This window comes from Cryobacterium sp. Hh11 (assembly GCF_004404045.1).
GTDB lineage: Bacteria > Actinomycetota > Actinomycetes > Actinomycetales > Microbacteriaceae > Cryobacterium > Cryobacterium levicorallinum.
In genome coordinates this window covers 100,062-120,207 of sequence record NZ_SOHF01000020.1, presented here as the reverse complement: position 1 = coordinate 120,207, position 20,146 = coordinate 100,062, and the positions used below count along the sequence as shown (strand labels likewise).

Sequence of the window (20,146 nt, the reverse complement as noted above, 5' to 3'; positions counted from 1 at the left end):
ACACGCTGAAGCGGGCGTGAGGCCTAAAGCATTACTGCCGGCACCGGAAGCGCCCCACACCCCTCGAGAACCTGCAGCACTGTGTCGTGTTGGTTGAAGGCGTAGAGGTGGAGTCCGGGGGCGCCGCCCGCAAGCACATCCTGCCCGAGGCGCACGGCGTAGTCGATGCCGATCTGGCGCTGCCCTTCCTCGGTCGGTTCGACTTCAAGGTCGATGGACAGGTCGGCCGGCAGCTTCTCCCCGGAGAGCTGCAGAATTCGGCGCAACCGGTTCGGGCTGGTCACCGGCATGATGCCGGGAAGAATGGGAAAGAGCACCCCGGCCGAGCGAGCCCGCTGGATGAAGCTCAGGTAGTCGTCGGCGTGGAAGAAGAGTTGGGTAATGGCGAGGTTGGCACCAGCTGCTTGCTTGGCCAGCAGGGTGTCGATGTCTTGGCTGACCGACCGGGAGTTGGGGTGTCCGTTCGGAAAGGCCGCGACCCCGATGCGCACCTTGCTGCGTTCCGTTTTCACCCCGCGGGCTCCGGGCAGACCCGGAATCACCGTCTCGATGTACGGCACCCGTTCGGTCTGCACGCGGTGAATGAGCTGCACCAGCTCCCCCGCGCTGTGCAGATCCCCGAGAAAAGTGTTGTCGCCTTCGACCGCGCCCTGCGGTGCGTCGCCGCGAATGGCCAGAAAGCTGCGTATGCCGGCGTCGAGGAACTCCCGAATGAGGCGGCTGGCCTCTGCGTGCGAGGAGCCGACGCAGGTGAGATGCGCCATCGCATCCGCTTCGGTGTGATTTTTGATGTAGCGCAGCACGTCCAGAGAAGAGTTGCGCGAGGAGCCGTTGGCGCCGTAGGTGACCGAGATGAACTCGGGGCCGGCGGCGGCCAGGTGGTCGATAGTGCTCATTAGAGCGGATGCTGCGGCCGCCGATTTGGGCGGGTACACCTCGAACGAGAACGCCGGGCGGGCGTTACACGCGGAAATTCCTGTCGTGGTCATGGTTCCTCATTCGGCAGAAGCAGTACAGCGGGTGATGGCCGGGCGGCCGCGGACGCGCCAGCGTGCTGGCGGTTCTTCGCGGGCGGATGCCGGGCTCGGCTGTCGCTCCATGCCGGGGAATGAATTCCGTCGGCAACGATTGATTAGACAGTAACAACACCAACGTCGAGCGATGCGAATATGACAGTTCGTGTCATCCGTGCGGTCAGACGGCATCTATCCGCTGGCCCAGCGGACGGGATAGGTGTTGAGGCCGCGCGGGTGGCTGGTCCCCTACGGTGTCACCGATTTCGGCGCTTCCCGTACTGCCGGAGACCGGCGGCTACGACGCCTATTCGTTACCTCAAGATCGCGCTGCACACTCGGCGTGATCGTCACCGTCCCCGGTGATGATTGGTCAAGCATCACTTCGAGTGGGTCTGCTGCGCTCATGTGTTGCTCCAAGCCTGAAGGGTCCGTCACTACAGACATATCCGGACGGACTCGAAACGATCATTCGGCAAGTTGATCTCCCTGACCGGATGTGATGAAGTCCGGACAAGGAGCGAGAACGTCGCCGATTTTTCACGCAGACTGAGACTGCGGTCGAATCGACGTACCCTGTGGATTTTGCCGTTTGGTGGCGGCATTCTGTGTTCGCTATATGTCGCTGGCGGGGCGCCGAGCGTCCGGAAATATATCTATGCGGTGGCCAGCTCGAGTAGGCCGGCGGCGAGACCGAGGAGGGCGCACACGCCGATGGTGCGCAGTGCGGTCCACCGGAGTTTCAGCATGAGCACCGCGGCGACTGCTGCGACGGCGACCGGCAGGATGCTCAGCGAGCTGAGCACGGGCAGCTGGAGTTGCAGCAGCCCGGAGTCGAGGCGGAACGTTTCGGAGAAGAGGATGTTGATGGCGAAGAAGACGGCGAGATTGGCGATGACTCCGACGACCGCCGCAGTGATGCCGGTGAGTGCGCCGGAGAGGTGGCGGTTGCCGCGGAGCCGTTCGATGTGGGGTGCGCCGAGGAAGATGAAAATGAAGCAGGGCACGAAGGTGACCCAGGTGGTCAGGAGTGCTCCGATGATGGCTGCGACCCAGGGGTCGAGGTCGCCGGGGTTGCGGTAGGCGCCGATGAAGCCGACGAACTGGACGACCATAATCAGGGGTCCGGGTGTGGTCTCGGCCAGACCGAGTCCGCGGGCCATTTCTCCGGGGGTGAGCCAGTGGAAAACCTCCACGGCTTGCTGGGCGACGTAGGCCAGCACGGCGTACGCGCCACCGAAGGTGACCAGGGCCATGGTGGAGAAGAACACGCCCTGCTGCGTGAATACCGAGCCGATCCCGGTGAAAAAAACTACGGCGATTATGGGCAGGATCCACAGTGTCAGCCCCACGGCCAGGACCTTGCCCGCGCTCACCGCGGAGGGCTTCCCGGCGTTGAGCGCGTTATCGGCGATGACGGGTTGGATTCCGTCGGGTGCATCGCCGCTGCCGTCGATCTTCTTCGCCACGCCGGGCACATAGCGTGTGAGGAGCCAGCCGGTCAGGGCTGCGATGAGGATCACAACGGGGAAGGGAACTGCAAACAGGGCCAGGGCGGCGAACGCAGCGACGGCGAGCACGACCAAGGCGGGGTGGACGAGGGACCGTCGGCCAACCTTCACAATGGCTTGACCCACGATGATCAGTGTGGCGGCGGCGATGCCGGTGAAGAGAGCTGCGACCACGGGGGCGTCACCGTAGGCCACGAAGATGGCCGACAGGGCAAGGAGGGCGACAACTCCGGGAAGGACGAACAGGGTGCCGGCGACCAGGCCGCCGCGTTTGCCGTTGAGCAGCCAGCCGATGTAGATGGCGAGCTGTTGCGCTTCGGGACCGGGGAGCATGACACAGAAGTTCATGGCGTGCTGGAAGCGGCGGTGCCCGATCCAGCGCTTCTCTTCCACGAGGATGCGGTGCATGACGGCTATCTGTCCGGCAGGGCCGCCGAAAGTCTCCAGGGACACGAGGAACCAGACACGGACAGCGTCCCCGAACGGAACCAGATCTCTGGTCTCGGCGGCATCCGTTGCGGACGCTGGCCGGGCCTTCTTGGGTGTCACAGTGCAGTGCTCATTTCGTCAGGAGACGTCGCGGCCGTGGAGCAGGCTGCGTCGAAGCGGCCATCGTCGAGGTCGGCCTCATGGACGATCTGGCCGATTTCCAGAGTACGGGATCGGCTAGTTCGTGCCGGCGCAGGATCGTTTCGAACGTGCAGTCAGCGCCCTGGTGGGAGTGCTCGGCGCCGCGCATGTCGAATGCCGTCGCACCTGTCGGAACGTCGGCCGGGTCGGCGACGAAGATGAACTGCGCATCCGCATCGATGAATCGGGTTATCAGCCAGGCGCATGCGGCCCGGTCGATATGCATATGTTCGCGCGTGGCCCACTTCACGATGGCTCAACCTCACCCGAGCCGCCGAGGCCCTCATGATGCCGTCCTCGGGAAAACCCTCACCGCGACCTTTCGCCGTAAATTCATCAACCTCACTGGAGAGTCTCCACCCCAGCACGCCGCATGACTCCGCCGCCCGTCATGCCGAAACCAGCGTCGGGATATGATTATCGAGTTTCCAAACCGGGACCGTTGCGCACGTTGCTCGTGGACGGGCTCCAGAAACCAGAAACGGCCCGCACAACGGGATGAACCGTTGGACGAGCCGTAGCCGGGAAGGACGCCGTCTAGCTAGTGCTCGTCGTAGTGGTCGTCGTGATTCACGGCCTCGTGGCCGCAGTCAGTGCCGTGAGCGTGGGCGTCGGGCGTGTGCTCGGCCTTGGATTCGTGCTCGTCGTAGTGGTCGCCGTGTTGGTGGTCCATGACCGCGTGCTCTCCATGGGTGTCGGTGAGGGGCATGCTGTTCTCCTTGTGGATCCGCCCAGGCAACTGCTAGTAGTTCTAGCCAACCAGATGCATAAGCGATCAACGATGTATTCGTTCCCGGGTTGGGCATGTTCCCCAGGCGGCAGGGAAGACTCGAGTGGTGCCGTATTGTCACGCTTGTCGCGGCTTCATGCGCGGATGGGGTTTGCTGGACCAGCACCTGGCAGCATGACGGCATCCCGCAGCGGTGCAGCTGTCGGTGATGACTGCGATCTCAACGGGTGCTCCGGCGGCTTGGTCGAGGCGGCGGTCTCACCGATTGACAGGTCTACCGCGTCTACGAAGTCGATGGCCGGCCGGTTACGGGCAGGACCAGCCGGCTGGGGCTTTCAGGCGCGGGTTCTTCTTGTCGATCACGAACACCCGGCCGCGCCGGTGCACGATTTGGGCGCCAGGGAGCTTCTTGAGCGAATTGCGTACCTTCATGACCATTTCTTCCTTATTGAGAAGGAAAATCAATTAGAGTAGCAGGCATGACATCGCCTTCATTCCTCACCCTGAACCTCGTGAGCGGCCTCGCCGGCGCCGGTAAGTCTTCCATCGCTCGCGCGAGCGGCCGAACCAGCATCAGTCTGGACGGCGCCGATCGGGCCGCCGTCAGCGGGGCCATCGCGGGCACCGGCACTCGGCGAGAGGTCATGCTGGAGATCCACCCGTCCGCCGTGCCGCTCGAGGTGGCCGTCGCGGTCATGGCCGCCGGCGGTGACCTCGTTCTGCACTCGGAAGCCGGCGGCATCCGCCTGGGAAATTTCGTCAGCGTGCTCGATGCGTCCAGCTTCTGGCGGGACATACGCAGCGATAAATTTGCACCCGAGCCACCGCAGCCCTGCGCCGCCCACGGTGAGCACGACCGCACGGTGGCCGACGCCCTCGTGCAACAGATCGAGTGGGCCAGCGTGGTGGTGATCAACAAGACCGATCTCTCCACCGCCGACGAGTGCGCGGACCTGCGCGACTTCGTGAGACTGCTCAACCCGTCCTGCCAGGTGGTCTTCGCCCGTCACGGGCACAGCTCGGTCAGTGCGTGGTTGCCACCCCGGATGGACATGCTCACGTGGCTGCAGCAGAGCCCCGGCTGGATCCGGCAGCTGAACGGCGAGGGGCAGTTGGCTTCGGGCCGCACCGGTCTCGGTTGCGTCGTCTACCGGGATCCCCGCCCCTTTCACCCGGGCCGCCTCGCCAGCTTCCTCAGCGACACGTCCACCGAGTCCGGCGAGATCCTCCGCTCCCGTGGATTGTTCAGACTGGCATCGCGCCCGCACGTCGTCGGGTCGTGGAACAGCGCCGGTCCCACCATCGCATTCGAGCCGACCAGCATGGGCAGCCACGACCCCGAGTCGCCATGGGGTCAGGAGATCGCCTTCTTCGGCCGAAACCTCGACGGCGTCCGACTCACCGCGAACCTTGACGCCTGCTTACTTGATGATCGCGAGTTCATCGGCGGTCCCATGGAATGGCGGAGCCTGACCGACCCGTTTCCGGCCTGGGACCTCGACCAGGATGACGATTGAACCGGCACCGCCCACCGTCCGCAACACCGCAAGGGAGACAACTATGACCAGCCCCCACACTCATACCTCGATCGTTCCCGGCGCGAGCGGCCCACTCGTCGCTCTCTGCACCGGACACCGCTGCGAGGCTCTGCACCGGCTGGCCGATGACCAGACCGGCACCGACAGAGTGCGCACCACGATCGTGAGCGGTCGCGGCGCCGTGCTCGTGTCCGCACCCTGCTTGGGCGCCTGCGCCAATGGGGCAGTCGCCGCTGTTGCCCGCCGCGATGGAGTCAACGGCACGACCGGACCATCCGTCTGGCTGGGTGGCGTGGACCGGCCCGCGATCCTGGACGCGCTCCTCGGGTGGATTCGCTCCGGCGGACCGTTGCCCGGCGAAATGCCAGCCAACGACGTACCCCTCATGCTGCAAGACGCCGTCCTCGGCGTCGGCAAACCCATCCAGGCCCACCCTAATAAGCGGTAGGCAGGGCCGGCTGGACCGCCAGCGGCGCGACCGAATGAAGGAGAGGCATCCGCTGTGCGGCAAGTTCCAGTGATCGCTCTGACGGGCCACCTCGGCGCCGGCAAAACCACGGTGCTCAATCACTTACTGCGCGGCCCGGGCGCGCGTCTGGGCGTCGTCATCAACGACTTTGGCGTCCTCAACGTCGACGCTGGCTTGGCGATCGGCCAAATCGATGAGGTGGCGGGCATCAGTGGCGGATGCGTGTGCTGCCTGCCCGACGCGGGCGGCCTTGATGGCGCCCTCGATGCGCTCACCCAGCCACGGCTGCGACTGGACGCCGTGATCGTCGAGGCCAGTGGCGTGGCCGAACCGTCCGCCCTTGCCCGCCTCATCCGCTACAGCGGAGTTGCCAGGGTACGACCCGGCGGGCTCGTGGATATCGTAGACGCCGTAGAACACTTCAAGACCATCGACACCGGTGTCCTGGCGCTGGCGCGGTATTCCGCGGCGTCTCTCATTGTGATCAATAAGACCGACCGTATCCCGCCGCCGGAACGAGAAGCCGCGGTCGCGCGCATCGTCAATCGGATTCGGCAGCGCAATCCCTCGGCTCGCATTATCAGCACGGCCCAGGGGCACCTCGACCCCGCGCTAGTGTTCGACGCGGCGCTCGAACCGGCTCCAGATGGCGAGCTATCGTTCGCCGCGCTGCTCGGCTCCGGCCCGGTTCGCGACCTACACCCCCACCCGCATGCCGACGCCGTGACGGTGACGGCCCTTGCACCGGTGGACGCCGGTCGGCTGGTGGATCTTCTTGAGCACCCGCCCGATGGGGTGTACCGGCTAAAGGGTGCGGTCACGGTAGGGGCTGGATTCCGGCGGCGCCGGATTTCGGTCAACGTCGTCGGCCGGCACATCCACATCGCCCCGCACCCCGTCGGATCGGGCGAAGACGGATTGGTCGCGATCGGGATGCATCTAAACGTGGCGTCGGTGCGCAACCGCCTCGAAAGCGCCGTCAACCCGGCACGAAGTCTTTCACCCAACGACGGTCTCCGTCGGCTCACCCGGCTGCGTCGGTTGAGCATCTGACCGATTCGACACGGCCCACTATCCGCAGGACGTATCGGTCAGGGTGACGCCCCGCTCGCGGGCCCGCCCGCCACTGGAAATGCCTCAGCCGCACCCCACCCCGACGGCTACGCGGAGAGCGTGGACAGAATCACGAACGGGGCGAACTGGGGCTCGATCTCTGGGGTGACGAACGCCGTCACGTGAGTACCGGCTTCCACGTACTCGGTCGCCTCGATGCGGCCCTGATCGTGCAGCACGGCGATGAGGTCGCCTCGATCGTAGGGAATGAGCAGGTCGAGTTCGATCTGCGGTGTCGGCAGCAACAGCGCCACCGCGGTAAGCACGGTTTCGATACCCTCACCGGTTCGGGCCGAGACGAATGTCGCCTTCGGCTCGAGGCCGCGCAGCACAAGCCGGTCATCGTCGCTGATCAGGTCGCTCTTATTGAAGACGACCAGTTCGGGTATGTCGCGGGCGCCGACCTCGGAGATAACATCGCGCACGGTCGCCAGTTGCGCGACCGGGTCGGGGTGGGAGCCGTCCACCACGTGCACGATGACGTCGGCATCGGCGACTTCTTCCAGGGTCGAACGAAACGCCTCAACCAGTTGGTGCGGCAGGTTGCGCACGAAGCCGACCGTGTCGGTGAGGGTGTACAGGCGGCCGTCGGCGGTCGTCGACTTTCGCACGGTGGCATCGAGGGTCGCGAAGAGGGAGTTCTCGACGAGCACTCCGGCCTTGGTGATGCGGTTCAGCAAGCTGGACTTGCCAGCGTTCGTGTAACCGACGATTGCGACCGAGGGAACGGAGTTGCGCTTGCGGTTGGCGCGTTTGGCCTCGCGGGCGGGTTTCATCTCAACCATCTGCTTGCGCAGCTTGGACATCCGGGTGTGAATGCGGCGACGGTCGAGTTCGATCTTGGTCTCACCGGGACCACGCGAGCCCATTCCGGCCCCGGTGCCACCGACCTGGCCACCGGCCTGGCGAGACATCGAGTCACCCCAGCCACGCAGGCGCGGCAGCATGTAGGCCATCTGAGCCAGTTCGACCTGCGCTTTGCCCTCCCGGCTTTTGGCATGCTGGCTGAAAATGTCGAGGATCACGGCGGTGCGGTCGATGACCTTGACCTTGACCACGTCTTCGAGGGCACGCCGCTGGCTGGGAGCGAGTTCGGTGTCGGCGATGACGGTGTCGGCGCCGAGCGCCTTGACTATGTCGGCGACTTCCTGGGCCTTGCCCTTGCCCAGGTAGGTGCTGGGGTCGGGGGTGGCCCGACGCTGTAGCAAACCGTCAAGCACGGTTGCGCCGGCGGTCTCAGCCAGGGCAGCCAGTTCCCGCATAGAGTTTTCGGCGTCGTCGACGGTACCGTGCGTGTAGACGCCCACCAGGACCACGTTTTCGAGGCGCAGCTGGCGGTATTCCACCTCGGTGACGTCTTCAAGCTCGGTGGAGAGACCGCCGACGCGACGCAGGGCGTTGCGGTCGGCACGTTCGGACTGGTCACCGTCGTGGTCGCTGCCGTCATATTCACCGGAGGCCTGCGCTTGCAGGGCCTGAGCCGATCCGCTGCGGAACAGGGAATAGCCGGCAGCCTTACTGTCGGCGCTGGCCAACACGCGCGCCACGACATCATCGGCGTCAAGTGCCGGTTCTACGGGCTCGTTTTCTACTGCGTCGTTGCCGCGGGGCGCCGTTGGATCATTCATCCCATTAACCTTAGTTCAACGAAGTTGAAAGGTTCCTCCTATGTCGTCCGACCACTATTTTTCTCCGGCGCCCGGCACCGTACTGAAAACCCGACAGATCACAGTGCAGTTGCACGGGCAGGATCATGAACTCACGACTGCCAACTCGGTGTTCAGCCCCGCCCACATCGACACCGGCACCGAGGTACTGCTGAAATACGCCCCCGAGCCGCCCCTGACCGGTCATTTTCTCGACCTCGGCTGCGGCTGGGGTCCGATCGCGCTGCACCTCGCCCTGGCCTCCCCCGAGGCCACCGTGTGGGCCGTGGACGTGAACGAACGCGCACTCGATCTCGTGCGCACCAACGCCGCGACCCTCGGCCTGACCAACGTCAAGGCCGTGCTCGCCGCCGATGTGCCCGCAGACATCAGCTTTCGCACCATTTGGTCGAATCCGCCCATCCGTGTCGGCAAGGACGAGCTGCACGGCCTCATGCAAACCTGGCTGCCCCGCCTCGAATCCGAAGCGGATGCCTGGCTCGTCATCCAGCGAAACCTCGGCTCTGACTCACTCCAGCGTTGGCTCGCTGCCGAACTCCCCGACACCTTTGAGACCACCCGCGAGGCCATCAGCAAGGGCTTCCGAGTGCTCCAGGTGCACCGCAACTAGCGTCGGGTTACTCCAACAAACTCCGAACCAGCCGTGGAGGCGGGGTTTCCCGCGGGGTTGCGAGTTTTCGGGCCTTTCGGGAGGTTTCCGCACGCTTTTCGCGGGGGCCTCCCGAAAGGCCCGAATGTTTGAGCGAGGAGCGGGTGACCCTGTCGCCACGGCCCCACCCGAAACCGAACTAGCCCAGGTTCAGAACCCCGTCAAAGACCAGCTCCGCCGGCCCGGACAGCGACACGTGCTCGCCGTCCTCGGCCGGGAACATCCGCACCCCGAGCACGCCGCCGGGAACCTCGACCCGCCACTGGTGCGGTGCCGCTTCCCCGGCCCAGTGCCGGGTAGCCAGGGCCGCCGCGACCGCTCCGGTGCCGCACGACAGCGTCTCCCCGCTGCCACGCTCGTGCACGCGCATGCGGAACCGCCCAACGCCGTTGACGACGAGCGGGTCGTTCGGCACCACAAATTCGATGTTGACGCCGCCGACTGGTTCCGGATCGAGCTGCGGAATGAAGGTAAGGTCAGCGGCATCCAGCTCGTCGTCGTCGGCGAGTGCGACAACCGTGTGCGGGTTGCCGACGTTGATACCGAGGCCCGGACGGGCCACGGGCAGGTTCTTGGTGCGCACGAGCGGCTCGGTGCCGTCGAGCTTCCACCGACCGAGGTCGACCTGAAAACCGGAGGCGTTGCGCTGCACGTCGCGCACGCCGCCGCGGGTGCCGATAATGAGGGTGTCACCGGGTAACAGCTCGGCAAGGTTGTTTTCGATCAGGAATTTGGCGTAGACACGGATGCCGTTTCCGCACATTTCCGAGACGGTGCCGTCGGCATTCCAGTAGTCCATGAACCACTCGGCCGCGTCGTCTTCGGCGAGGGCGGCAGCACCGTCGGGCAGGTTCTGGCTGCGCACGGCGCGGATAATGCCGTCGGCACCGACTCCGAACTTGCGGTCGCACACGGCACGAATCTGTGCCGGGGTCAGTTCCAGTTTTCCGTCTGGATCAGCGAACAGCACGAAGTCGTTCCCCGTGCCGTGGCCCTTGGTGAAGTTCAGAGTGATGCCCATGCTGCCAGTTTACGGGGCGGTCGCTGGGTACTCTGCGGTCACGGCGCGGTCGACGTGAGCGAGCGCGTCATCGACCCGGTCGGCCGCGTCGGATTCGATCCAGTGCGTGTGGGCATACCGCTTGAACCAGCTCACCTGGCGGCGGGCATAGCGGCGGGTGAGTTGCTGGGTTGCCTCGATCGCCTTGGCCTGGCCGAGCGTTCCGTGCACCTGGCCGAGGGCCTGGGCGTAGCCGATCGCGCGGCTCGCCGTCACGCCGTCTTCGATGCCGCCCGCGAGCAGCCCGCGTGCTTCGTCGACGATGCCGGCTGCCCACATCCGCTCTACTCGGGCGTCGAGCCGAGGGGTCAGTTGTTCACGCGGGGTGCGGAGGCCGAGCAAGACGCTGGGGCGCCAGTAGACTGGCTCGTCCGGCAGGGCGGCCAGGTGTGGGGCACCGGTCAGCTCAACGATTTCTAGGGCCCGCACCAAGCGGCGGCCGTTGCTCGGGCCGATGCTCTGTGCAGCCTGCGGGTCGACGGCCTGCAGCCGGGCGTACATCAGGCCGGGTCCAATGTCGATCAACTCCGCTTCGAGCCGGGCGCGCAGCTCCGGATCAGTGCCGGGAAACCGAAAGTCGAACACGACCGAGGAGACATACAATCCCGAGCCGCCGACCAGGATCGGCACCGCGCCACGCGCGATGATCTCGGTGATCGCTGCACGGGCATCCGTTTGGTAATTGCTCACGGTGGCCTCGGCGGTCACCTCAAGCACATCGAGCAGGTGGTGCGGAATTCCGCGGCGTTCCGCGAGAGTGAGTTTTGCCGTGCCGATATCCATGCCGCGATAGAGCTGCATGGCATCGGCGTTGACGATTTCGGCCGGCTGGCCGCGCGCGATCAGCCGTTCGGCCAGATCAAGGGACAACTCCGACTTACCGGTGCCGGTCGATCCGACGATCGCGATCAGCACCGGCGAGGCAGCTGACCCCAATGGTTCGGCTGGCACCGGTTTCTCAGGCGACACCGTTCCTAACGCTCGTCGTCGTTCACGTTGTAGATGGGGATGGTGCTCGAGCCGCTCTCGACTCGCAGACCGATGGTCGGCAGGCCAAGCGAGACCGGACCTGCACCGCCAGCTGCTCCACCGTGTGACGGAACGCCGCAGGATTCGGCTTCAAGGCGGTCCCAGGCATCGCCGGCACGGGTGGAACGGATGCGCAGGGGCGCTTCGGTGGTCGAGTCAGCGATCAGGTGGAACGGTGCGGCCTGGGTGACAACGACCGTAACCACGTCGCCGGGACGCGGCCGTGGCGAACCGGCCGGCACGTCGAAGTGCACGAGCCGGCTGTCGGGGGCGCGCCCACTCAGGCGGTGGGTGTCGCTGTCCTTGCGACCGCCGTTGGCGACGAGCAGTTCAACCTCGCGACCGATCACGGCCTGGTTTTCTTCGAGGGAGATACGTTCCTGCAGGGCGGCGAGACGCTCGTAGCGGTCTTGCACGATGGCCTTGGGAACTTGGTCGGCCATCGTCGCGGCCGGGGTACCCGGACGAATCGAGTACTGAAAGGTGAACGCAGTGGCAAAGCGAGCCTGTTCAACGACCCGTAGGGTCTCTTGAAAGTCTTCCTCCGTTTCGCCGGGAAAGCCAACGATGATGTCGGTGCTGATGGCGGCGTGTGGCATCTGTGCACGCACGCGGTCGAGGATGCCGAGGAACTTCGCCGAACGGTAGGAGCGGCGCATTGACTTGAGGATGCGGTCGGACCCGGACTGCAGGGGCATGTGCAGCTGGGGCATAACAGAGGGCGTCTCCGCCATGGCGTCGATGACATCATCGGTGAACGCGGCTGGATGCGGGCTGGTGAAGCGGATGCGCTCCAGCCCGTCGATCTTGCCGGCCGCGCGCAGCAGCTTACCGAATGCGAGGCGGTCGCCGAATTCAACGCCGTAGGAGTTGACGTTCTGCCCGAGCAGGGTGACCTCGATGGCGCCGTCGTCGACGAGGGCCTGAATCTCGGCGAGGATCTCGCCCGGACGGCGATCTTTTTCTTTGCCGCGCAGGGCAGGCACGATGCAGAAAGTGCAGGTGTTGTTGCAGCCAACCGAAATGGAGACCCAGCCGCTGTAGCTGGAGTCACGTTTGGTCGGCAGGGTGGACGGGAAGGTTTCGAGCGACTCGAGAATCTCGAGCTGCGCCTCACCGTTATGGCGGGCCCGCTCGAGCAAGCTCGGAAGAGAGCCCATGTTGTGCGTTCCGAAGACGACGTCCACCCAGGGCGCCTTCTCGAGGATGGTGTTCTTGTCCTTTTGCGCGAGGCACCCGCCGACGGCAATTTGCATGCCCTCATGCTTGCGCTTGACCGAGGCGAGGTAGCCGAGGTTACCGTAGAGCTTATTGTCGGCGTTCTCTCGCACGGCGCAGGTGTTGATCACGACGATGTCGGCCTCGCCGCCGTTCGCCGAGACGTAGCCGGCGGCTTCGAGAGAGCCGCTCAAGCGTTCGGAGTCGTGCACGTTCATCTGACAGCCGAAGGTGCGCACCTCATAGGTGCGCGCACGCCCCGAGGCGTCGATCGCGGCTACCGAGGGGGTGATCACGGTTCGGCGGGCAAGTGCGGGGGCGACGATACTCATAGTGGGTATAGTTTACGCGAGCAATTCGGTGTGCGAGCCGTGTGCGACGCGCGGTCAGGAATAACGGGCGGCAGCATTAGCGGAAGCGCACACGCGAGCCGCCACCGCGGCTGTCCATTGCGGCTTTGACCGCCAATCGTACGGCGGCCGAGCTATAGCCCTTGCGCATGAGAAAACCGGTGAGTCGGCGGTCGATGGTCTGGTCGTCGAAACGTTCCATCTGACCCATGCGTTTGGTGGCCAGGTCGATGGCGCGTTCAGCTTCGTCGTCGGGAAGCTCTTCGAGCTTGTCCATCATGACGCTCGGATCGAGCTTGCGCCGACGCATTTCAGCCTCAACACCGGTGCGACCGAGACCCTTGCGCACGTTGTGGCTGTGAATGATCTGGTCGGCGAGCTTGGCCTCATCGAGGTACTGCAGCTGAATGAACTTCTCGATGATCTCACTCGCCTCGCCGGAGTCTACCCCGGTGCCGTTCAAGACAAGCAGGGCCTCGACGGTGGACAGGGAACGGCCACGCAACCGGTGCAACAGCACCTTCTCGGCCCGCTCACGCTGATCGAGCGCGTCGGCGTCTGCATCGGTCTCGGCGTCGACTTCGACGGCGTCGGTCTCAGTGTCGGTCTCAGCAGCGTCGGGTTCGCCGGCCGCTGCCTGCAACGGCGACCGGCGCTTCATTCCCGGGGCCGCACCGGGCAGGTAGGTCACGGGAGCCAAGCCGGCGTCTGCTTGTGGTGCTGCGTCATTCTTGGGTTCGAAGTGAACCATTCCCGTGACCTGCCTTTCGTTGTCGTGCGGTGGTCTCGGTTAGGCGCTCTTGCGCGCTGCCGGTGCCTTGATGGCGACCGGACCACCATCGAGTACCGCCGCGGCATCCGCTTCTGCCTTAGCCTTCGCTTCGGCCTCGGCGACAATCGCCGCAGCGGCCTTCTCGGCGGCCTTGGCCGCGATGCCCTCCGGGCCGATGCCGAGCTTGATCAGAATCTTGCTCTCGATCTCGTTGGCCATCTCGGGGTGCTTGAGCAGGAAGTTGCGCGAGTTCTCTTTACCCTGGCCGAGCTGGTCGCCGTCGTAGGTGTACCAGGCACCGGACTTCTTGACGATGCCCTGGTCGACTCCGAAGTCGATCAGGCTGCCCTCGCGCGAGATTCCGATGCCATAGATGATGTCGAACTCAGCCTGCTTGAAGGGCGGTGCCATCTTGTTCTTGACGACCTTGACCCGGGTGCGGTTACCGATGGCTTCGGTTCCGTCTTTGAGGGTTTCAATGCGGCGAATGTCGAGGCGCACCGACGCGTAGAACTTGAGTGCCTTACCGCCCGACGTGGTCTCGGGGCTACCGAAGAAGACGCCGATCTTTTCGCGCAGCTGGTTAATGAAGATCATGGTGGTGTTGGTCTGGCTCAAACCACCGGTGAGCTTGCGGAGCGCCTGCGACATGAGTCGGGCCTGGAGGCCCACGTGGGAATCACCCATCTCGCCCTCGATCTCAGCACGCGGCACGAGGGCAGCAACCGAGTCGACAACGATGAGGTCGATGGACCCACTTCGCACGAGCATGTCAGCAATTTCGAGGGCTTGCTCGCCCGTGTCGGGCTGCGAGACCAGCAGAGCATCGATGTCGACGCCGAGCTTCTTGGCGTATTCCGGATCGAGGGCGTGCTCCGCGTCGATGAACGCGGCGATGCCACCGTTCTTCTGCGCATTCGCGATGGCGTGCAGGGTGAGCGTGGTCTTACCCGAGGATTCCGGACCGTAGATCTCCACGATGCGGCCACGCGGCAGTCCGCCAACGCCGAGCGCGACGTCTAGCGCGATCGACCCAGTCGAAATGGTTTCAACGGGGGCACGCTCGTCGCTGCCGAGGCGCATGACCGAGCCCTTGCCAAACTGACGATCGATTTGCGCGAGGGCGGTTTCGAGGGCCTTCTCGCGGTTCGCTTGTGATGCCATGGTCTTCATCTCCTGGGTTCTGCACGGTCGCTCGCTTTGAACGGAGCTTCGGGACGTGCCTGGTGGCGCCTATAGGCTGTCGGCCCGGTCATCGAGAGGACCCCGATGCCCGTTTCGACAAGGCAATCGCCGACTTTCTCTGACAAATTCGACTGTACGCCGCACCTCCGACATTGGCCGGGAGCACGATCGACCAGTGGAGAACCTGTCAGAAAGTCTGCTGGTGAGGAGCCTATCAAAGCCGAACAGGTATTCGAGCATTCCCGGATATTGTGCACGGCGTGTCGAATCAGAGGCCGAAGGTGAAGTCCAGTCTGTTACAGGCGAGGGGCAGGGATGCCGGCGCCGTACCAACGACTGCGCGGCACGTCGACCGCGGCGCACAGCGCCAGCCACACGTCACGGGCCGGGACGCCGGCTGCGAGTGCCTGATCGGCCGTGCGTCCGCCGAGCGGGGTGAGAACGAGGTCACGGGTGAGCACTCGGCCGTAACCGTCGCCGAATTCTTCCTTCAGCGCGGTGCGAAATTCACTCAATCGCACGGCGCCGCCTCCACCCGAATCTGAACACACACACACTCCTGAAAGACAACCACCGCCGACACAAGGTGTCGACGGTGGCCTTATTGTTTTGAATCGGTGGGGCGACTAGCGCGCGCCGCTGTCTAACGACATCAGCCCAGAATCGAACGTGGTGACGAGGTCGTCGGGCACCGTGTCGGGGAACTGATCCATTCCCTCGATGACGGCGAGACGGTCACCAACTTCACGCATGATGACCGAAATCGGGGTTTCCAGTGCATCGGCCACGGACGCGAGAATCTCCGAGGAGGCTTCTTTCTGTCCACGTTCTACCTCGCTGAGGTAACCGAGCGCGACGCTGGCTTTGCTTGCGACCTGACGCAGGGTACGCCCCTTTTGCAGGCGGAAGTCCCTGAGCACATCGCCGATTTCCTGACGAACAAGAATCATCGGAACCTCCTTCTATACCTTAATAACTCGAGCCCAAACTATTGGAGTTCCAGTTGGTGCCTACACTACGTCATTCCTCTGACAAGCTGACACTAACCGAAAGACGTTGGACTTTGCTTGTGTATTCCTTCGATGTAACCAGCCCGTAAGAAGAACTATTCCGCGTCAGCGCGCGCTATCAGCGCACGCACAGCAAGGATGGCCTGGCGCACCGTTTCGGTGCGAATTTCGGCTCGGTCTCCATCGAGTTGCAGGGGCACCGCCCAGGATCCGGTGCCTTTGGAGAGCCCGATGTAGACGGTTCCGGCCGGGTGGCCACCATCGGGGCCCGGTCCGGCCACGCCCGTCGTGGAGACTCCGACGTCGGCGCGCACATCATTGACGGCGAGCAGTGTGCGTACACCGACGGCCATCTGCTTGGCGACGTCGGCGTGCACGGGGCCATGAACGTTGAGCACGCTGCTGTCGACCTGAAGCAGGCTCCGTTTGAGGTCCGAGTCATAGGCGACGACTCCCCCGCGCACCACAACGGATGCCCCAGGAATGCGTACGAGTTCGGCCACGAGCAGCCCGCCGGTCAGTGACTCGGCGACCGCAATGGTGAGGTGCCGAATGGCGAGTTGCGCGATCAAATCGGCCGTTGCATCCGCTTGCAGATCGCCTGAAGCGGTGCGGGCGCGAAGGGTGACGTCGGGGAAGTCGATCGAGTCGGCCGGATCAGGCATCGTCGTGCTTGCGCAGGCGCCAGGCCGACAGCAGGTAGTCGAGCCCGGATGCCACGGTCAGTACGAGAGCAATGGTCATGGTGGCCGTGTTGACCCAGTCCACCCAGTCGCCGAAGACCAGCTGGAACGGGAGTAGCGCTAGCGAGATAGCCACGGACTGGGCAATGGTTTTGAGCTTGCCGCCGCGGCTGGCCGGGATGACCCGGTCGCGTAGCATGACGAATCGGAACACGGTGATGCCGATTTCGCGCACCAGGATGACGATGGTCACCCACCAGGGCAACTCGTCGAGGATGGAGAGGCAGACCAGTGCGCCGCCGGTGAGGATCTTGTCGGCGATCGGGTCGAGGATCTTGCCGAGGTCGGTGACGAGGTTGTGGCGGCGGGCGATCATGCCGTCGATTCCATCGGTGGCGATCGCGATGATGAACAGCACGGCGGCGGCCCAGCGCAGTGCGTCGTGGGCGCCGTTGTCGGCCAACAGCATCCAAATGAAGACGGGGGCGAGCAGGATGCGTACGACCGTGATCAGGTTGGGCAGGTTCCAGTTGCTCGGGCGGGCGACGGATGCTTGCGGTGATGCCATGGTTCAGTCCCTGCCCGTTAGTTTCCAGGCATCCTCGTCGTCCTCGGTGCCGTCGACCTCAGGATACCCCTGCGACATTTTCTCCACCGGGTCGTCGGCGTAGCGCGGGTCGGGTGCCGCGGCTGCACGGGAATCGTCGGATTGAGCCTTGAGGGCGTGCTGTTCGTCGTCGGAGCCGCGCAGGCGGGCGAGCACGCTCGGCAACTGTTCGGCGTTGACGAGCACGTCGCGGGCCTTGGAGCCCTCGGAGGGGCCGACGATTTCGCGGGACTCGAGCAGGTCCATCAGGCGGCCGGCCTTGGCGAAGCCGACCCGCAGTTTGCGCTGCAGCATGGACGTGGACCCGAACTGGGTGGAGACGACGAGTTCTGCGGCGGCGAGCAGCACTTCGAGGTCGTCGCCGATGTCGGAGTCGATCTCTTTACGCGGGGCGACCATGGAGACATCGGGCCGATAGTCGGGCCTGGCCTGCATGGTGACGTGCTTGACGACCTTTTCGATCTCGTCTTCGGTCACCCAGGCGCCCTGCACGCGCACGGCCTTGGACGCGCCCATTGGCAGGAACAGCGCGTCCCCCTGACCGATGAGCTTATCGGCGCCCGGCTGGTCGAGGATGACTCGGGAGTCGGTGACGCTCGTCACGGCGAAGGCGAGCCGGGAGGGCACGTTGGCCTTGATCAGCCCGGTGACGACGTCGACGCTTGGACGCTGCGTGGCGAGCACGAGGTGGATACCGGAAGCGCGGGCGAGCTGGGTGATACGCACGATCGAGTCTTCGACGTCGCGCGGGGCGACCATCATGAGGTCGGCCAGCTCATCGACGACGACCAGCAGGTACGGGTACGGCTTGAGCTTGCGTTCACTGCCGACCGGCAGCACGATCTCCTCGTTATTGACGGCCTTGTTAAAGTCGTCGATGTGGCGAAAGCCAAAGCTGGCGAGGTCGTCGTAACGCATGTCCATCTCTTTCACGACCCATTGCAGCGCTTCGGCCGCTTTCTTCGGGTTCGTGATGATGGGCGTGATCAGGTGGGGCACGCCGGCGTAGGCAGCGAGCTCGACCCGTTTCGGGTCGATCAGCACCATGCGCACGTCGCTCGGCTTGGCCCGCATCAGCAGGCTTGTGATCATGGAGTTGACGAAGCTCGACTTTCCCGAACCGGTGGAACCGGCCACGAGCAGGTGGGGCATTTTCGCGAGGTTGGCGATGACGAAGCCACCGCCGACGTCTTTACCGACGCCGATGGTCATCGGGTGCGTGGCGTTGGTGGCGGTATTCGAGCGCAGCACGTCGCCGAGGGTGACGATTTCACGGTCGGTGTTGGGAATCTCGATGCCGATGGCGCTCTTGCCGGGAATCGGCGAGAGAATGCGCACCTCGTTCGAGGCGACCGCGTAGGAGAGGTTCTTGCTCAAGGCGGTCACCCGCTCGACCTTGACACCCGGGCCGAGTTCGATCTCGTACTGTGTGACCGTGGGGCCACGCGAAAACCCGGTGACCTTCGCGTCGACCTGGAACTGACGCAGTACTTCGGTGATCGACTTGACCACGTCGTCGTTGGCGGCCGAGCGGGCTTTGGCCGGCGGGCCGGCGGTGAGAGTGGATGCTGCCGGCACGAGATACGGAATGGCCGGGTGGGGATCTGTGGAGGCGAGAGGCGGCAGAGTCGCGCCGTCGGCATCCACTGCCTGACTCAGTTCGGGGAAGACGTCATCGAAGCCGGGAAGGACCTCGGTGTGGCCGGCCGGGTCGTCAGAGTGCAGGCCGGTGGACGGACCCGCGCCGAGGTCGACCTCTCCGGTGAACCGTTTGACGGCGAGCTCGGCCTTCCGCAGGTCTTCGAGCACCTCGGTGCCGTAATGGTCGCGTTCCGGCGGGGCGGTGTGGTCGGTGACTTCGGGTTCGATCGCGCTGTCAAAACCGCCGCGGGACTGGTTGCCGCCGAGCAGCACGCTCATCGGGTCGGCGGTGTCCGCCGCCTTGGCGTCGGCACCTCGTTTTTCGGTCGAGAGCGCACTGCCGAAGTCGGGGTCTTCCTCCCGCTTGCTGTTGTTGCGGCGCCACCAGGGCAGCGCGCCTTCCGGGCCGTCTTCGTCGACGCCGTCGAGTTCGACCTGAACGGTCTTGCCCGATTTGGCGACCTTGCTGGCGGCCGCGCGTTCTTCGTCGTCGGTCAGTTGCGCGCCGAAGAGCCAGTCGTAGAGCTCGCGGGAGCGCTGACCGATGCGATTCGGCGGCGTCTTGGTGATGATGAACAGGCTCAGCAGCAACAGCAGGATGACGACGATGGTCGCGCCGATGGACGTGGTCAGGAGAATGAGCGGGGCGGCAATCATCCAGCCGATCACGCCGCCGGCCAGGGCGAGGGCCGGCATGCCGTCTTGCGGCTCGGGTTGCACGCCGAAGATATGGCAGAGCCCGGAGATGGTGACGAGCAGCAGGCTCAGCCCGATGCCGATGCGACCGTTGTCGTGCACCGAACTCGGTTTGCGAAACAGCCAGACGGAGAACAGTAGAAGGATGACCGGGAGGGCGAAGGCGACCCGGCCGAACAATCCGCCGAAGGTGTACGCGTCGAGCCGCTGAGCGACGACGTTATTGATCAGGAACCATTCGACGATGGCGCCGGAGATGGCGAGCAGAACGAGAAAGAACGGCAGACCGTCACGGCGTTCGTCTTTGGAGAGTTTTTCGGGGCCGAGGGCACGCGCTGCGCCGCCGGTCAGGTGGGCCAGGCCCATCCAGGCGCGGGCTCCGAGGCTTGGTTTCACCTCGACGGCGGTGAATTTGACGGTCTTCTGCGCGGCCGTGCCGCCGGCTCCCCGCGTTGCGGGTTTGCGCGCCGGAGCGCCCTTCGCTGCGGGGGTGCGGGCACGCCCGGTCGACTTAGTGCTCGTAGCCATGAAATAACGCTACCAAGCACCGGTGACATTCCCTCGGCCCCACGCCT

General features: G+C 64.7%; 20 protein-coding genes. 4 read left to right on the top strand and 16 right to left on the bottom strand.

All coding sequences use genetic code 11. From position 1 onward, the window contains the following. Positions 1–23: 23 nt before the first annotated feature. The 5 genes from E3T46_RS10360 to E3T46_RS10345 all read right to left on the bottom strand — a co-directional run bounded on the left by E3T46_RS10360 (position 24) and on the right by E3T46_RS10345 (position 4,316). On the bottom strand, positions 24–989 hold the full coding sequence (locus E3T46_RS10360) for a methylenetetrahydrofolate reductase (RefSeq protein ID WP_174845394.1): 966 nt from the start codon (positions 987–989) through the stop codon (positions 24–26). 680 nt (positions 990–1,669) lie between these two features. Next, complete coding sequence (gene chrA / locus E3T46_RS10355) at positions 1,670–3,073, bottom strand: chromate efflux transporter (protein WP_134578494.1); 1,404 nt, start codon at positions 3,071–3,073, stop codon at positions 1,670–1,672. Between the two features lie 10 nt (positions 3,074–3,083). Then, entirely contained in the window at positions 3,084–3,404 is a 321-nt protein-coding gene (locus tag E3T46_RS10350; protein ID WP_241980611.1) for a chromate resistance protein ChrB domain-containing protein, read from the bottom strand. 291 nt (positions 3,405–3,695) lie between these two features. Continuing rightward, the gene (locus E3T46_RS17930) at positions 3,696–3,863 is read right to left on the bottom strand and encodes a hypothetical protein (protein WP_166790238.1); all 168 of its coding nucleotides are present in this window, start codon (positions 3,861–3,863) and stop codon (positions 3,696–3,698) included. Between the two features lie 327 nt (positions 3,864–4,190). Continuing rightward, positions 4,191–4,316 (bottom strand): ribosomal protein bL36, encoded by a 126-nt coding sequence (locus E3T46_RS10345; RefSeq protein WP_134578493.1) that lies wholly within the window; start codon positions 4,314–4,316, stop codon positions 4,191–4,193. Between the two features lie 47 nt (positions 4,317–4,363). On the opposite strand from E3T46_RS10345, the gene E3T46_RS10340 reads away from it, so the two are divergent. From E3T46_RS10340 to E3T46_RS10330, 3 genes are read left to right on the top strand one after another with little or no spacing between them, the layout of a single operon-like run. Next, positions 4,364–5,401 (top strand): GTP-binding protein, encoded by a 1,038-nt coding sequence (locus tag E3T46_RS10340; protein WP_134578492.1) that lies wholly within the window; start codon positions 4,364–4,366, stop codon positions 5,399–5,401. Between the two features lie 43 nt (positions 5,402–5,444). Further along, entirely contained in the window at positions 5,445–5,870 is a 426-nt protein-coding gene (locus E3T46_RS10335) for a (2Fe-2S) ferredoxin domain-containing protein (RefSeq protein ID WP_134578491.1), read from the top strand. Between the two features lie 54 nt (positions 5,871–5,924). Next, on the top strand, positions 5,925–6,944 hold the full coding sequence (locus E3T46_RS10330; RefSeq protein ID WP_134578490.1) for a GTP-binding protein: 1,020 nt from the start codon (positions 5,925–5,927) through the stop codon (positions 6,942–6,944). A 107-nt stretch (positions 6,945–7,051) separates the two neighbouring features. Here E3T46_RS10330 and hflX read toward each other — a convergent pair whose 3' ends face one another. Continuing rightward, positions 7,052–8,632, bottom strand: a complete 1,581-nt coding sequence (gene hflX, locus E3T46_RS10325) for a GTPase HflX (RefSeq protein WP_134578489.1) — start codon at positions 8,630–8,632, stop codon at positions 7,052–7,054. A gap of 40 nt (positions 8,633–8,672) precedes the next feature. Between hflX and E3T46_RS10320 the strand changes: the two genes are divergently transcribed. Then, positions 8,673–9,281, top strand: coding sequence for a methyltransferase (locus tag E3T46_RS10320; RefSeq protein ID WP_134578488.1), 609 nt, complete (start codon positions 8,673–8,675; stop codon positions 9,279–9,281). Positions 9,282–9,459: 178 nt separating this feature from the next. Here the strand turns inward: E3T46_RS10320 and dapF are convergent, their stop codons facing one another. The 10 genes from dapF to E3T46_RS10270 all read right to left on the bottom strand — a co-directional run bounded on the left by dapF (position 9,460) and on the right by E3T46_RS10270 (position 20,099). Then, positions 9,460–10,341 carry a diaminopimelate epimerase gene (dapF, locus tag E3T46_RS10315; RefSeq protein ID WP_134444453.1) on the bottom strand — a complete coding sequence of 294 codons (882 nt, stop codon included), beginning with the start codon at positions 10,339–10,341 and terminating at the stop codon, positions 9,460–9,462. A gap of 9 nt (positions 10,342–10,350) precedes the next feature. After that, the gene (miaA, locus tag E3T46_RS10310; protein WP_134578521.1) at positions 10,351–11,316 is read right to left on the bottom strand and encodes a tRNA (adenosine(37)-N6)-dimethylallyltransferase MiaA; all 966 of its coding nucleotides are present in this window, start codon (positions 11,314–11,316) and stop codon (positions 10,351–10,353) included. 38 nt (positions 11,317–11,354) lie between these two features. Further along, entirely contained in the window at positions 11,355–12,959 is a 1,605-nt protein-coding gene (gene miaB / locus E3T46_RS10305; RefSeq protein WP_134444451.1) for a tRNA (N6-isopentenyl adenosine(37)-C2)-methylthiotransferase MiaB, read from the bottom strand. 76 nt (positions 12,960–13,035) lie between these two features. Then, the gene (locus E3T46_RS10300; RefSeq protein WP_134578487.1) at positions 13,036–13,728 is read right to left on the bottom strand and encodes a regulatory protein RecX; all 693 of its coding nucleotides are present in this window, start codon (positions 13,726–13,728) and stop codon (positions 13,036–13,038) included. 39 nt (positions 13,729–13,767) lie between these two features. Next, positions 13,768–14,913 (bottom strand): recombinase RecA, encoded by a 1,146-nt coding sequence (gene recA / locus E3T46_RS10295; RefSeq protein ID WP_134444448.1) that lies wholly within the window; start codon positions 14,911–14,913, stop codon positions 13,768–13,770. A 317-nt stretch (positions 14,914–15,230) separates the two neighbouring features. Further along, positions 15,231–15,455, bottom strand: a complete 225-nt coding sequence (locus tag E3T46_RS10290) for a DUF3046 domain-containing protein (RefSeq protein ID WP_092449895.1) — start codon at positions 15,453–15,455, stop codon at positions 15,231–15,233. 105 nt (positions 15,456–15,560) lie between these two features. Beyond that, the gene (locus E3T46_RS10285) at positions 15,561–15,884 is read right to left on the bottom strand and encodes a helix-turn-helix transcriptional regulator (RefSeq protein ID WP_092449897.1); all 324 of its coding nucleotides are present in this window, start codon (positions 15,882–15,884) and stop codon (positions 15,561–15,563) included. A gap of 155 nt (positions 15,885–16,039) precedes the next feature. Then, complete coding sequence (locus tag E3T46_RS10280; RefSeq protein ID WP_134578486.1) at positions 16,040–16,609, bottom strand: CinA family protein; 570 nt, start codon at positions 16,607–16,609, stop codon at positions 16,040–16,042. After that, positions 16,602–17,195, bottom strand: coding sequence for a CDP-diacylglycerol--glycerol-3-phosphate 3-phosphatidyltransferase (pgsA, locus tag E3T46_RS10275; protein WP_134578485.1), 594 nt, complete (start codon positions 17,193–17,195; stop codon positions 16,602–16,604). The genes E3T46_RS10280 and pgsA overlap by 8 nt, the downstream gene beginning before the upstream one ends. A gap of 3 nt (positions 17,196–17,198) precedes the next feature. Further along, positions 17,199–20,099: a DNA translocase FtsK gene (locus E3T46_RS10270; RefSeq protein ID WP_134578484.1), complete on the bottom strand. Its 2,901-nt coding sequence runs from the start codon at positions 20,097–20,099 to the stop codon at positions 17,199–17,201. Between the last annotated feature and the right edge of the window lie 47 nt (positions 20,100–20,146).